The sequence below is a fragment of the Pseudomonas sp. LH21 genome (genome assembly GCF_036549575.1).
Classification (GTDB): domain Bacteria; phylum Pseudomonadota; class Gammaproteobacteria; order Pseudomonadales; family Pseudomonadaceae; genus Aquipseudomonas; species Aquipseudomonas peradeniyensis.
In genome coordinates, this window is record NZ_CP144367.1 from 4,981,134 (window position 1) to 4,994,234 (window position 13,101).

The following is a 13,101-nucleotide window of genomic DNA, read 5'->3' on the forward strand; positions in this document are numbered from 1 at the left end:
CTTGCCCCGCGATAGGGCCGGCACTGACAACTCAGTCAATCACTGACACCGCCGCCAGAACTCATCCGCCAACCGCCGCAGGTCCTTGGCCAGGTCCGCCACGTCACTGGCACTGCTGTGGCTGCGTCGCCCGACGCTGACCGTCGCCTCGCTGGCCTGGCGAATGCTGGTGATGTTGCGGTTGATGTTCTCGCTGACCTGGCTCTGCTGCTCCACCGCCGCGGCGATCTGCAGGCTCATCTCGTTGATCTGGTTGACCCGCACGCTGATGCTGTCCAGCGCGTCGCTGGCCAACTGCGCCTGCTCGACACTGTGCCCGGCATGGGCGCTGCTCTGCTGCATCACCTGCACCGCCGCACGGGCGCCGTCCTGCAGGGCGGCGATCATGCGCTGGATATCGTGGGTGGACTGCGCGGTGCGCTGGGCCAGGCCGCGCACCTCGTCGGCGACCACCGCGAAGCCACGCCCCTGGTCGCCGGCCCGCGCCGCCTCGATGGCGGCGTTGAGCGCCAGCAGGTTGGTCTGCTCGGCGATGCCGCGAATCACATCGAGCACCCCGGAGATCTCGCTGCTGTGGTTCTCCAGCTGATGGATCACCTCGCTGGCCTCGACCAGCGAGCCGGCCAGGTCCTGGATCGCGCAGCGGTTGCGGTCGACCAACTGGTGGCCGGACTGGGTCTCGTCCTCGGCCTGGTCGGCGGCCATCGCCGCCATCTGCGCGCTGCTGGCTACCTGCGCGACGCTGGCGCTCATCTGGTGGATCGCCGTGGCCACCTGGTCGGCTTCGCTCTGCTGCTCCAGGCTGTTGGCGTGACTGCTGTGCAGGGCCTCGACCAGCGAGCCGGAGTGTCCGGCCAGGCGTGACGAAGTATCGCCGATACGCCCGACCACTGCTCCCAGCTGCGCCTTGAGCATGCGCATGGCGAACTCGATCTGCCCCAGGCCGTCACGCCGGCCGGTGTACAACTGCTGGCTCAGCGAATTGTCGGCGATCGCCTGGGCCTGCTGGCGCAGCCGCTCGTAGGGGCGCAACAGCACCAGGATCGCCAGGCTGCTCAAACCTGCCGCCGCGGCCACTTCTGCCAGCGACTCCAGCAGCGGCGCCCCCAGCCACCACTGCCCGGCCCCCAGCACCAACGCCAGCACGGCTCCGACCGCCAGCGACAGACGCGAACCCAGCTCCAGCACCGGCAAGCGCTCGCGCCAGCCACGCCGGCCTTCGCGCAGACGCGCATAGCAGCGCTCGGCCGCCGCGACCTGCTCGGCCCCGGGCTTGGTCCGCACCGACTGGTACTCCAATGCCTGCCCGCCGCTGCTGATCGGCGAGACGAAGGCGCTCACCCAGTAGTGGTCACCGTTCTTGCAGCGGTTCTTCACCAGCCCCATCCACGAACGCCCGGCCTTGAGCGCCTGCCACATCTGGGCGAAGGCCTGGGGCGGCATGTCGGGGTGGCGGACGATGTGATGGGCACTGCCCAGCAGTTCCTCGCGGGAAAACCCGCTGACCCGCAGGAAATCGTCGTTGGCATAGGTGATGCGGCTGTCCAGGTCGGTGGTGGACAGGATGTTGGCGTCGCCGGGGTAATCCACTTCGCGACCGGTAACAGGCATATTGCACTTCATCGGAGGCTCTCGTTGTTGTACGGGAAATCGGCAGGGCGTACGACTGTAGGGGCAAACGTCGGTGCAATATTGATCCACGACAGGGTATTGGCACTTGGCCATCAACCCACCGAAACTGACAGCCGTGACAGCCAGGCGTCACGCTGCCGACCCGGTCGGCGCGCTATAACCCTGCAATAGCCGAATCTTTTTCCCAGCCCCTTGGCCAAGGTGCCCGCCCCGATGCGACGTCCGTCCCGCTCCCTCGTTCTCGCCGCCCTGGCCCTGGTCCTGCTGGCCGCCGTCGGCACTTGGCTGGGTGTACGCCAAGAGGCCCCGGCCAGCCGCACCGCCAGCGCGATCCCGGTGCGGGTGGTCGCGGTGACCCAGCAGGACGTGCCGCGCTACCTCAGCGCCATCGGCTCGGTACTGTCGCTGCACAGCGTCGAGGTCCGCCCCCAGGTCGAGGGCGTGCTGACCCAGGTGCTGGTCAAGGAAGGCCAGTGGGTCAGCCAGGGCGACCTGCTGGCCACCCTCGACGACCGGGCGATCCGCGCGAACCTGGACCAGGCCCGCGCCCAGCTCGGCCAGACCCAGGCGCAGTTGCAGGTCGGCAACGTCAACCTCAAGCGCTACCAGCTGCTGAGCACCGACGACGGCGTGTCGAAGCAGACCCTCGACCAGCAGCAGGCCCTGGTGAACCAGTTGCAGGCAACCCTCAAGGGCAACCAGGCTGCCATCGACAATGCCGCGGTACAGCTCAGCTACACGCAGATCCGCTCGCCGGTCACCGGCCGCGTCGGCATCCGCAACGTCGACCCCGGCAACCTGGTGCGCACCAGCGACACCCAGAGCCTGTTCAGCGTCACCCAGATCGACCCGATCGCCGTGGAGTTCGCCCTGCCTCAGCAGCAGCTCCCGGTCCTGCAGGGTTTGCTGAAATCGCCCACCGCCGCCGAGGTCGAGGCGTACATGGACGCCGACGGTGAACGCAGCCTGCTCGCCAGGGGCCACCTGATGCTGATCGACAACCAGGTCTCGGCCACCACCGGCACGGTGCGGGTCAAGGCCGAGTTCGACAACAAGGACGGCCGCCTGTGGCCCGGCCAGCTGGTCACCGTGCGCCTGCGCACGGCGGTGGACGAGGACGCCCTGGTGGTGCCGCCACCGGTGGTGCAACGCAGCATCGACGGCCACTTCGTCTACCGCCTGGACGGCGACAAGGTCAGCGCCGTACCGGTCAAGGTGGTGTACCAGGACAGCACGCTGAACGTCATCGCCGGGGTCAAGGACGGGGATTGCCTGGTACTCGATGGGCAGTCGCGGCTCAAGCCGGGGAGCCGCGTGGAACTCAGTGGCGAGTCACAGTGCAAGCAGTCGCAGCGCCTGGCGGATGGCAATCGCGGGGCAAGCCCGCTGCCACGACAACCACAGCAAGGCGTGGGAGCGGGCTTGCCCCGCGATGAGGCCTTCACCGACACCACCAAACCCGAGGCAAGCCAGCCATGAACACCCGCAATGGCGTCTCGGCCTGGTGCATCGATCACCCCATCGCCACCCTGCTGCTGACCTTCGCCCTGGTGCTGCTGGGCGCCATCGCCTTCCCGCGCCTGCCGGTGGCGCCCCTGCCCGAGGCCGACTTCCCGACCATCCAGGTCACCGCCCAGCTGCCCGGCGCCAGCCCGGAAACCATGGCCTCGTCAGTGGCGACGCCCCTGGAGGTACAGTTCAGCGCCATCCCCGGCATGACCCAGATGACCAGCAGCAGCGCCCTGGGCTCGACCAACCTGATCCTGCAGTTCACCCTCGACAAGAACATCGACACCGCCGCCCAGGAAGTCCAGGCGGCGATCAACACCGCCACCGCGCGCCTGCCCCAGGACATGCCCAGCCCGCCGACCTGGCGCAAGGTCAACCCGGCCGACAGCCCGGTGCTGATCCTCACCGTCAGCTCGACGCAGATGCCCGGCAACGAACTGAGCGACTACGCCGAGACCCTGCTGGCCCGCCAGCTCAGCCAGATCGACGGGGTCGGCCTGATCAACATCACCGGCCAGCTGCGCCCGGCCATCCGCGTGCAGGCCCAGCCCGAGAAGCTCGCCGCCATCGGCCTGACCCTGGCCGATATTCGCCTGGCCATCCAGCAGACCAGCCTCAACCTGGCCAAGGGCGCGTTGTATGGCGAGCACAGCGTGTCGACCCTTGCCGCCAACGACCAGCTGTTCCACCCCGAGGACTACGCCAGGCTGATCGTCAGCTACCGTAACGGCGCGCCGGTGCACCTGGCCGATGTGGCCAAGGTGATCGATGGCGCCGAGAACGCCTATGTGAAAGCTTGGTCCGGCGACCGGCCGGGGCTCAACCTGGTGATCTTCCGCCAGCCCGGCGCCAACATCGTCGATACCGTGGACCGGGTACTCGATGCTCTGCCGCGCCTGCAGGAGATGCTGCCGGCGGCGGTCGATGTCTCGGTGCTGCAGGACCGCACCCAAACCATCCGCGCCTCGCTGCACGAGGTGGAGCTGACCCTGATGATTGCCGTGGCCCTGGTGATCGGGGTGATGGCGCTGTTCCTGCGCCAGTGGTCGGCGACCTTCATCGTCTCCAGTGTGCTTGGCGTGTCGCTGATCGCCACTTGCGCGCTGATGTACGTGTTCGGCTTCAGCCTCAACAACCTCACCCTGGTGGCCATCGTCATCGCCGTGGGCTTCGTGGTGGATGACGCCATCGTCGTGGTGGAGAACATCCACCGCCACCTGGAGGCCGGCGACGACAGCCGCACCGCCGCGCTCAAGGGCGCCGGCGAGATCGGCTTCACCGTGGTGTCGATCAGCTTCTCGCTGATCGCCGCGTTCATCCCGCTGCTGTTCATGGGCGGCGTGGTCGGCCGGCTGTTCAAGGAATTCGCCCTGACCGCCACCGCGACCATCCTGATTTCGGTGGTGGTCTCGCTGACCCTGGCGCCGACCCTGGCCGCGCTGTGCATGCGCCGCCCACCCGAGGAGCAGCACGGCGGCCTCGGCCAGCGCCTGATGCGCTGGTACGAAAAGGGCCTGGACCGGGCCCTGGCGCACCGGCGCATCACCCTCGGCGTGTTCGGCCTGACCCTGGCGCTGGCGGTGGCCGGTTACGTGGCCATCCCCAAGGGCTTCTTCCCGTTGCAGGACACCGGTTTCATCCTCGGCACCACCGAGGCGGCGGCGGATGTCTCCTATCCGGCGATGATCGAGAAGCACCAGGCCCTGGCGAAGATCATCGAGGCCGACCACGCAGTGCGCGCCTTCTCCCACTCGGTCGGCGTCACCGGCAGCAACCAGACCATCGCCAACGGCCGCTTCTGGATCTCCCTCAAGCCCCGTGGCGAACGCGACGTCTCGGCCAGTGAGTGGATCGACCGCATGCGCCCGAAACTGATGCAGATCCCCGGCATCGTCCTCTACCTGCGCGCCGGGCAGGACATCAACCTCAGCTCCGGCCCCTCGCGCACCCAGTACCAGTACGTGCTCAAGAGCAATGACGGGGTGGCGCTGAACCTGTGGACCCAGCGCCTGACCGAGCGCCTGCGCGAGAACCCGGCGTTCCGCGACCTGTCCAACGACCTGCAGCTGGGCGCCAGCGTCACCCGCATCGACATCGACCGCCAGGCCGCGGCGCGCTTCGGCCTGACCACCACCGACGTCGACCAGGCGCTGTACGACGCCTTCGGCCAGCGCCAGATCAGCGAGTTCCAGACCGAGACCAACCAGTACAAGGTGATTCTCGAACTGGACGCCCGCCAGCGCGGCAAGGCCGAGAGCCTCAACTACTTCTACCTGCGCTCGCCGCTGTCCGGCGAGATGGTGCCGCTGTCGGCCCTGGCCCATGTCGCGCCGCCCAGCACCGGTCCCCTGTCGATCAGCCACGACGGCCTGTTCCCGGCGGCCAACCTGTCGTTCAACCTGGCCCCCGGCGTGGCCCTGGGCGACGCGGTGCAGATCCTCGAACGCACCCAGCGCGAGCTGGGCATGCCCGACTCGATCGCCGGCAACTTCCAGGGTGCGGCCCAGGCGTTCCAGAGCTCGCTGTCGAGCCAGCCGTACCTGATCCTCGCCGCGCTGGTGGCGGTGTACATCATCCTCGGCGTGCTCTACGAGAGCTGCGTGCACCCGCTGACCATCATCTCCACCTTGCCCTCGGCGGGCCTGGGCGCGCTGATCCTGCTGTGGCTGATGGGCCAGGACTTCACCATCATGGGCCTGATCGGCGTGGTGCTGCTGATCGGCATCGTCAAGAAGAACGGCATCCTGCTCATCGACTTCGCCCTCGACGCCCAGCGCCACCAGGGCATGACGCCCGAGCAGGCGATCCACCAGGCATGCCTGGTGCGCTTCCGTCCGATCATCATGACCACCCTGGCCGCGCTGCTCGGCGCGGTGCCGCTGATGTTCGGCTTCGGCACCGGCGCCGAACTGCGCCAGCCGCTGGGCATCGCCGTGGTCGGCGGCCTGCTGGTGAGCCAGGCGCTGACGCTGTTCACCACCCCGGTCATATACTTGGCCCTGGAGCGCCTGTTCCACCGCCGCCGGGCCGCTGCCGCCCCCGCGCCGACCGCCAGTTGAGACAAGACCATGCGTGTGCTGATCATCGAAGACGAAGAGAAAACCGCCGACTACCTGCATCGCGGCCTCACCGAGCAAGGCTTCACCGTCGACCTGGCCCGCGACGGCATCGACGGCCTGCACCTGGCCCTGGAAGGCGACTACGCGGTGATCGTGCTCGACGTGATGCTGCCGGGCCTGGATGGCTATGGCGTGTTGCGCGCACTGCGGGCGCGCAAGCAGACGCCGGTGATCATGCTCACCGCCCGTGAGCGAGTCGAGGACCGTATTCATGGCCTGCGCGAAGGCGCCGACGACTACCTGGGCAAGCCGTTCTCGTTCCTCGAACTGGTCGCCCGCCTGCAGGCGCTGACCCGGCGCAGCGCCATTCACGAGCCCTTGCAGATTCAGGTCGCCGACCTGTGGATCGACCTGATGGCGCGCAAGGCCACCCGCGCGGGGGCGCGTCTGGATCTCACCGCCAAGGAGTTCTCGCTGCTCAGCGTGCTGGCCCGGCGCCAGGGCGAGATCCTGTCCAAGACCGCCATCGCCGAGCTGGTCTGGGACATCAACTTCGACAGCGACGCCAATGTCGTCGAGGTGGCCATCAAGCGCCTGCGCGCCAAGCTCGACGGGCCGTTCGACAACAAGCTGCTGCATACCATTCGAGGCATGGGTTATGTCCTGGAGCACCGTGGATAAGCTGCGCGATATCGCGCTCACTACGTACATGGCGTGGGAGCGGGCTTGCCCCGCGATGCAGACGCCGCGGTGGATGGCACCGGCTTGGCCGGTGCTCGCGGGGCAAGCCCGCTCCCACGAACCTCCGACGGGCAATCGGACATGAACCTCTTGCGTGCCAAACCCGGCAACTCCATCGCCCTGCGCCTCTCGGCCCTGTTCACCCTGGTGGCCCTGGCCGTGTTCGTGCTGATCGGCAGCGCCCTGTACCGCCAGGTCGACCGCAGCCTCGACCTGCTGCCAGCCGCCGAACTGGACGCGCGCTTCAGCGTGCTCGAATCCACCCTCAACCGCTACGGCACCCCCGAACACTGGGCCAAGATCAACAACAAGCTCAACCTGCTCAGCGAGGAAGACCGGCGCATCCGCTTCTGGGTGGTGAGCAGCAACCCGGCCTTCGAATACGGCCATCCCACCGAACAGGTGCGCGGCTTCGCCGAGGGCGCGCCGGGCATGCGCGACCTGCGCCTGAGCGACAGCCCCTACCCGTACAAGGTGCTGGTCAGCGAACTGCCGGCGCTGGGTGAGCGCCCGCCGCTGCGCTTTCTGATCGGCATCGACACCGAGACCTTCTGGCAGGCCCAGCACAGCCTGCTGGTGGCCATCGTCGGCCTGGCCGCCTTCGGCGTGCTGCTGGCCTCGCTGCTCGGCTACTGGGTCGCGCGCATCGGCCTCAAGCCCCTGCTGGCGCTGTCGGACGAGGCCCAGGCTCTGGCCCCGCCACGCCTGGACGGCCGCCTGCAGACCCGCGACCTGCCGCCGGAGCTGGCGCAGTTCGCCGGCGCCTTCAACGCCGCCCTCGACCGGGTCAGCCAGGCCTATTCACAGCTTGAAGCCTTCAACGCCGACGTCGCCCACGAACTGCGCTCGCCACTGACCAACCTGATCGGCCAGACCCAGGTCGCCCTGACCCGTGGGCGCAGCGCCGAGCACTACTTCGAGGTGCTGCAATCGAACCTCGAGGAGCTGGAGCGGCTGCGCAGCATCATCAACGACATGCTGTTCCTGGCCAGTGCCGACCAGGGCAGCAAGGCCACCTCGCTGACCAGCGCCTCACTGGCCGAGGAAGTGGCCACCACCCTCGACTACCTCGACTACATCCTCGAGGACGCCCAGGTCAGCGTCAGCGTCAGCGGCGACGCCCAGGCCTGTTTCGAAAAGGCCCAGCTACGCCGGGCGCTGATCAACTTGCTCAACAACGCCGTGCAGCACACCGCGCCGCACCAGGTGATCCAGGTGCGCATCGAGGCGGGCGAGGAACAGGTCAGCATCGCGGTGAGCAACCCGGGGCCGGCAATTGCCGACGAGCACCTGCCGATGCTGTTCGAGCGCTTCTACCGGGTGGATGCGGCCCGCGCTAACAGCGGCGGCGGCAACCACGGACTGGGCCTGGCCATCGTCAAGGCGATCGCCCTGATGCACGGCGGCAGTGTTTTCGTGCACAGCGAAGCCGGGGCCAATACCTTCGGTATCAACTTGCCGAACGCTCAACTACGCGGGTTTGCGGTAAAAGTCTGAGTGTTTTTGCCGCGATCATTACTTTTTGCGCAACAGTGCTTATCTGAACAGCCTCTGTTTCCCCGCTGTTTACAGGACTAACTTTAGCCCTGTCTCCATTAGCACTTGCCCCGCAAGAAGGTTGCATCAAATGTCCAACAGTATGGGTATTGCCAGCGTGTTCGTCCTGTCTTCCCTGTTGTTGTCGCCCCTGGCCATGGCGGAAGAATCCCCGGCCTTCGTCGCCCGTAACGCAGAATTTGCCGCGGTTCACCAGGAGGCTCGCGAAGCCTACGCCGCGCAACAGGCCGATGCGGTAAAAGACGCACGGCAGACCGCTTCCAAAGTCTCTGTCGACACCGATGCCGACAGCTGATCGGCCCCACTCCAGTTTCCAGTTTTCCCTTGGCTACACCATGGGCAGTGCCCGTGACGATATGTTAGCCTTTCAAAGCCGCTGCCTTTCAGCGGCTTTTTTTATGCGTCGAAAATATCAGCCTGGCTGTTACGTCTCTAATAAGAACTTGCAGACACGACAATAAAAAACTGCCCCATCGCTTGACCAAAGGAGTTTGTACCGGTGTCTTTTGCGTTTCGTTTCACCCCGTTGTTCGTTGCATTGGCCGCAACGATGCCCGTGGCCGCACAGGCCGATGAAGACAAGGCTGATGGCTTCATCGAGGGTTCCACGCTGAACCTGCACTTCAGAAATGCCTACTTCAACCGCAACGAGAAGAATGCCTCGATCAAGGATAAGCGCGAGTGGGGCCAGGGCGCCGTGGCGCGCTTCGAGTCCGGCTACACGCCCGGCGTGATCGGCTTCGGCCTCGACGCCCACGCCATGGTCGGCCTGAAGCTGGACGGCGGCGGCGGCCGCGCAGGCACCTCGATCCTGCCGAGCGCGCCGGAAGACAAGGCACGCCACGCCTTCTCCACCGCCGGCGGCGCGATCAAGCTCAAGGGCTTCGACACCGAGTTCAAGGCCGGTGACCTGTTCCTCACCAACCCGGTGATCGCCGGTGGCGAAAGCCGCATGCTGCCGCAGACCTTCCGCGGCGTCGCCGTGACCAACCGCAGCATCGACGGGCTGATGCTCGAAGGCGGCAAGGTCAGCTTCACCAAGCCGTACAACCAGAGCGGCCACCGCCGCATCAACACCTACTACAGCAACCAGACGCGCGAGCAGGACAGCCAGAACCTGAGCTGGGCCGGCGCCTCCTGGAGCGGCACCGAAGGCGTTACCGCCAACGTCTACGCCGCCGAGTTGAAGGACATCTGGAACCAGTACTACGCCGACTTCGACTACACCTACCAGGTCAACGACCTGGTCAGCCTGAACCCGGGCGTGCACTTCTACCACACCCAGGACACCGGCCAGTCGAAGCTGGGCGACATCGACAACAACACCTGGAGCGTGCACTTCACCGTGGCCGCTGGGTACCACAGCGTCACCGCCGCCTACCAGCGGGTCAACGGCGACACGCCGTTCGACTACATCAACCTGGGCGACAGCATCTTCCTCGACAACTCGCGCATGTACTCGGACTTCAACGCGCCGAACGAGCGTTCCTGGAAGCTGCAGTACGACTATGACTTCGCCGGCATCGGCATGCCGGGCCTGAGCACCTCGCTGTCGTACTCGCGCGGCAAGGCCGACCTGACCAAGGCCAGCCAGGACACCCAGTACTACGCCTTCTATAACGCCGACGGCGAGAATGCCCGGCACTGGGAGCGCGACTTCGACGTGAAGTACGTGTTCCAGCAAGGCCAGCTGAAGGACCTGTCGGTGCTGCTGCGCTATGCCACGCACCGGGCCAACGCGGCGTACTCGAACATCCAGGACAATGACGAATTCCGCGTGATCGTGGATTACCCGTTGAACGTGTTCTGATCTGAAACCGATCGCGGGGCAAGCCCGCTCCCACGCCAGGTGGCTTATCAGGCGTGGGAGCGGGCTTGCCCCGCGATGGGCCTACTGAATCATTTCCGTCGGCCAAATCAGCTTTGATCTTGTCCGACAATCCCGCCTTGCCTAAAATACTGCCGCCGCTTTCCGGCCCACTCCCCATGGATCCCGGGGCTTATGCAGTTGCGAGCATGACGTTGCCCACCCGATCACCACGATCCGCCCTGTACAAGTCGCACCCCGAGCTGGTCCTCAACCTGGGCAGCTGCCTTGCCGTGCTCGCCATCGTGGCCATCGTCAGCTACCTGCTGGCCCGCGAGCGCGACAGCGTCGAGCAATCGGAAATGCGCTCTTCGAGCAACATCGTGCAGTTGATCGAAAGCGATATCCTGCGCAACGTCGAACTCTACGACCAGTCGCTCAAGGGCCTGATCTGGGCCGTGCAGCACCCTGAGCTGCTCAACGTGCCCGCCAAGCTGCGCCAGCAGATCCTCTTCAACCAGGCCTTCTCCGCCCCGGTGCGCGGCGACATCCTCTGGCTCGACGCCAAGGGCGACGTGCTTGGCGACTCCACCAGCGCAGTGCCGCGCCAGGCCAACTTCGCCGACACCGTGGCCTTCCAGGCCCACCGCGACCGCCCGGGCCTGGGCCTGCTGATCAGCCCGCCGTTCAAGGCGCGGCTGGGCGACCTGGACTGGTGCATCAGCTTCAGCCGCCGCATCTCCGGCGCCAACGGCGAATTCCAGGGCCTGGCCGCCGGGGCCCTGCGCCTGTCCTACTTCAACGAACTGTTCCAGCGCCTGGACATCGGCGTGGACAGCAGCATCAACCTGCTCAACACCGACGGCCAACTGCTGGCGCGCCAGCCGACCCGGCCGCAGGACCCGATGATCGGCACCAGTTTCAGCGAGCGCCCCAACTTCAAGCGCATCCTCGAGGAGCGCAGCGGCAGCTTCACCGCCCGCTCGACGGCCTACGAGGGCCAGCGCCTCTATACCTTCGCCCGGGTCGCCGACCTGCCGCTGATCGTGCTGGTGGCGCACTCGGCCGACGAGGTGTTCCAGTCGTGGCGCCGCACCGCGATCGTGGTCAGCGTGGCCACCGGCGTGCTGTGCATCGGCATCCTCTGGCTGACCCTGCTGCTGGGCCGTGAATTACGCCGCCGCCACGATGCCGAGCAAGGCCTGGCCACGCTTGCCGCCACCGACAGCCTCACGGGCCTTGCCAACCGCCGCCGCCTGGACCAGGTGTTGCGCCAGGAATGGGCACGCGCCCAGCGCAACCGCAAGCCGCTGGCGGTACTGATGGTGGATGTGGACCACTTCAAGGCGTTCAACCAACGCCATGGCCATGCCGGCGGCGATCATGTGCTGCGTGAGGTGGCCACGACCCTGGAGCTGTGCATCCGGCGCCCGGCTGACCTGGCGGCGCGCTATGGCGGGGAGGAGTTCCAGGTGGTGCTGCCGGAGACTGAACTGACCGGCGCCCGGCTGCTGGCCGAGCGCATTCGCGCCAGCGTCGAGGCGATGCCGCCGTTTGGCGATGATGAGCGGTCGGTGACGGTCAGCGTGGGGATCGGCCTGCATGTACCGGGCACCGCGCAGGATCTGTCGGCGCTGTTGGCCGATGCGGACGAGGCGTTGTACCGCGCCAAGGCCAATGGCAGGAATCGGGTGGAAGGGCCTCAGGCCTGAATGTAATTCTTTGATCCAACTGGGTTAGCGTGGGAGCGGGCTCGCCCCGCGATCACTGGCGAAGCCGGTGCCATACACTGCATCGCGGGGCAAGCCCGCTCCCACGATGTTCGAGGCAAATCAGAAAAGGGCCGCAGAGCGGCCCCAAAGATCTCAAGACCGGGCGCGAGCCGCGTTGCGCAGCGCTTTCACCTGGTCATGATTGCGCTGCACTCCCTGCAGCTGCTTCTCCACCAGCGTATAGCTCTGGTCATTGGCCGAGCGCCCCAGCTTGACCAGCTTCTCACGGGCCTCTTTGTAGGCCTTGAGCGCATGGTCTTCACCGCGCTCCACCTCGTTGAGCACCGCCTCTTCATCCTTGCCGGTGACCATCGACTTGAGGTTGACCCAACCACGGTGCAGGTCGCCACTGATACTGGTGCTGGTTTCCGGATCGCCACCCAGCCGGCGCACTTCGCTCTGCAGCTCGGCCGCGGCACTGGCGCACTCGCTGGCGCGCTGCACGAAGAAAGCTTTGAGCTGGGGATTCTTCACATCCTCGGCAGAGGTCTTGAAGCCTTTCTCACCATCCTTGCTGTACTCGATCAGGTCGTTGAGTACGTCGATCGTGTCTTTGTTGGGATTGCTCATGGCAACAAACTCCTTGGCAGGTGATAGTCACCTTTACCGTAGCAAGCTTCGTGCCAGGCCAATGAATATAAATTTACTTATTAAAATCAATAACTTGTAATTAAATAAACAAAGTCTTGGAATGGCGTTCTGCATGATCGCCGCTTGGGTCGTCGTGCAGTTTGCAGTATGGTCGGCGCTTCACCTGCCACAGGCCGATGCCCGATGAAACCCGAATCCCTGCAACTGCTGGTCACCCGCACCATGCCCTTCGGCAAGTACCAGGGGCGGATCATCGCCGACCTGCCTGGCGATTACCTGGCATGGTTTGCCCGCAAGGGCTTCCCGCCCGGAGAGCTGGGTGGGTTGCTGGCGTTGATGCATGAGATCGACCACAACGGGCTGGGCGATCTGTTGAAGCCATTGCGGGGCAAGCCCCGGGGGTGACGGCACCTCTGTAGGAGCGGCCTTGTGC

Annotated in this window: 9 protein-coding genes and 1 pseudogene; 8 read left to right on the forward strand and 2 right to left on the reverse strand. The window is 66.0% G+C overall.

The features are described 5' to 3' along the window. Window positions 1-39 precede the first annotated feature (39 nt). Window positions 40-1,623 (reverse strand): methyl-accepting chemotaxis protein, encoded by a 1,584-nt coding sequence (locus VUG52_RS22670; RefSeq protein WP_331832109.1) that lies wholly within the window; start codon window positions 1,621-1,623, stop codon window positions 40-42. 222 nt (window positions 1,624-1,845) lie between these two features. On the opposite strand from VUG52_RS22670, the pseudogene VUG52_RS22675 reads away from it, so the two are divergent. The 7 genes and pseudogenes from VUG52_RS22675 to VUG52_RS22705 form a co-directional block, all read left to right on the forward strand. Further along, window positions 1,846-2,967 (forward strand): annotated as a pseudogene (locus VUG52_RS22675) (efflux RND transporter periplasmic adaptor subunit); the annotation flags it as partial. Between the two features lie 140 nt (window positions 2,968-3,107). Continuing rightward, entirely contained in the window at window positions 3,108-6,200 is a 3,093-nt protein-coding gene (locus VUG52_RS22680; RefSeq protein WP_331832111.1) for a multidrug efflux RND transporter permease subunit, read from the forward strand. Between the two features lie 9 nt (window positions 6,201-6,209). Continuing rightward, a complete protein-coding gene (locus VUG52_RS22685) occupies window positions 6,210-6,881 on the forward strand; it encodes a heavy metal response regulator transcription factor (RefSeq protein ID WP_050703789.1) in 672 nt (223 codons plus the stop codon). Between the two features lie 141 nt (window positions 6,882-7,022). Continuing rightward, on the forward strand, window positions 7,023-8,438 hold the full coding sequence (locus VUG52_RS22690) for a heavy metal sensor histidine kinase (RefSeq protein WP_050703788.1): 1,416 nt from the start codon (window positions 7,023-7,025) through the stop codon (window positions 8,436-8,438). Window positions 8,439-8,568: 130 nt separating this feature from the next. After that, entirely contained in the window at window positions 8,569-8,793 is a 225-nt protein-coding gene (locus VUG52_RS22695; RefSeq protein WP_050703787.1) for a hypothetical protein, read from the forward strand. Window positions 8,794-8,997: 204 nt separating this feature from the next. After that, window positions 8,998-10,308, forward strand: a complete 1,311-nt coding sequence (locus VUG52_RS22700; RefSeq protein WP_050703786.1) for an OprD family porin — start codon at window positions 8,998-9,000, stop codon at window positions 10,306-10,308. 212 nt (window positions 10,309-10,520) lie between these two features. Continuing rightward, window positions 10,521-12,017, forward strand: a complete 1,497-nt coding sequence (locus VUG52_RS22705; RefSeq protein ID WP_050703812.1) for a GGDEF domain-containing protein — start codon at window positions 10,521-10,523, stop codon at window positions 12,015-12,017. Window positions 12,018-12,170: 153 nt separating this feature from the next. On the opposite strand, the gene VUG52_RS22710 is transcribed toward VUG52_RS22705, so the two are convergent. Then, complete coding sequence (locus tag VUG52_RS22710) at window positions 12,171-12,647, reverse strand: ferritin-like domain-containing protein (RefSeq protein WP_050703785.1); 477 nt, start codon at window positions 12,645-12,647, stop codon at window positions 12,171-12,173. Between the two features lie 204 nt (window positions 12,648-12,851). On the opposite strand from VUG52_RS22710, the gene VUG52_RS22715 reads away from it, so the two are divergent. Next, the gene (locus VUG52_RS22715) at window positions 12,852-13,073 is read left to right on the forward strand and encodes a DUF3820 family protein (RefSeq protein ID WP_050703784.1); all 222 of its coding nucleotides are present in this window, start codon (window positions 12,852-12,854) and stop codon (window positions 13,071-13,073) included. The last annotated feature ends 28 nt before the right edge of the window (window positions 13,074-13,101 follow it).

What these genes read in the sequence shown, in the direction of transcription:
- VUG52_RS22680 (WP_331832111.1), top strand. Translation starts at nt 3,108, where the DNA reads ATGAACACCCGCAATGGCGTCTCGGCCTGGTGCATCGATCACCCCATC.
- VUG52_RS22695 (WP_050703787.1), top strand. Translation starts at nt 8,569, where the DNA reads ATGTCCAACAGTATGGGTATTGCCAGCGTGTTCGTCCTGTCTTCCCTG.
- VUG52_RS22710 (WP_050703785.1), bottom strand. Translation starts at nt 12,647, where the DNA reads ATGAGCAATCCCAACAAAGACACGATCGACGTACTCAACGACCTGATC.
- VUG52_RS22715 (WP_050703784.1), top strand. Translation starts at nt 12,852, where the DNA reads ATGAAACCCGAATCCCTGCAACTGCTGGTCACCCGCACCATGCCCTTC.
- VUG52_RS22685 (WP_050703789.1), top strand. Translation starts at nt 6,210, where the DNA reads ATGCGTGTGCTGATCATCGAAGACGAAGAGAAAACCGCCGACTACCTG.
- VUG52_RS22690 (WP_050703788.1), top strand. Translation starts at nt 7,023, where the DNA reads ATGAACCTCTTGCGTGCCAAACCCGGCAACTCCATCGCCCTGCGCCTC.
- VUG52_RS22670 (WP_331832109.1), bottom strand. Translation starts at nt 1,623, where the DNA reads ATGAAGTGCAATATGCCTGTTACCGGTCGCGAAGTGGATTACCCCGGC.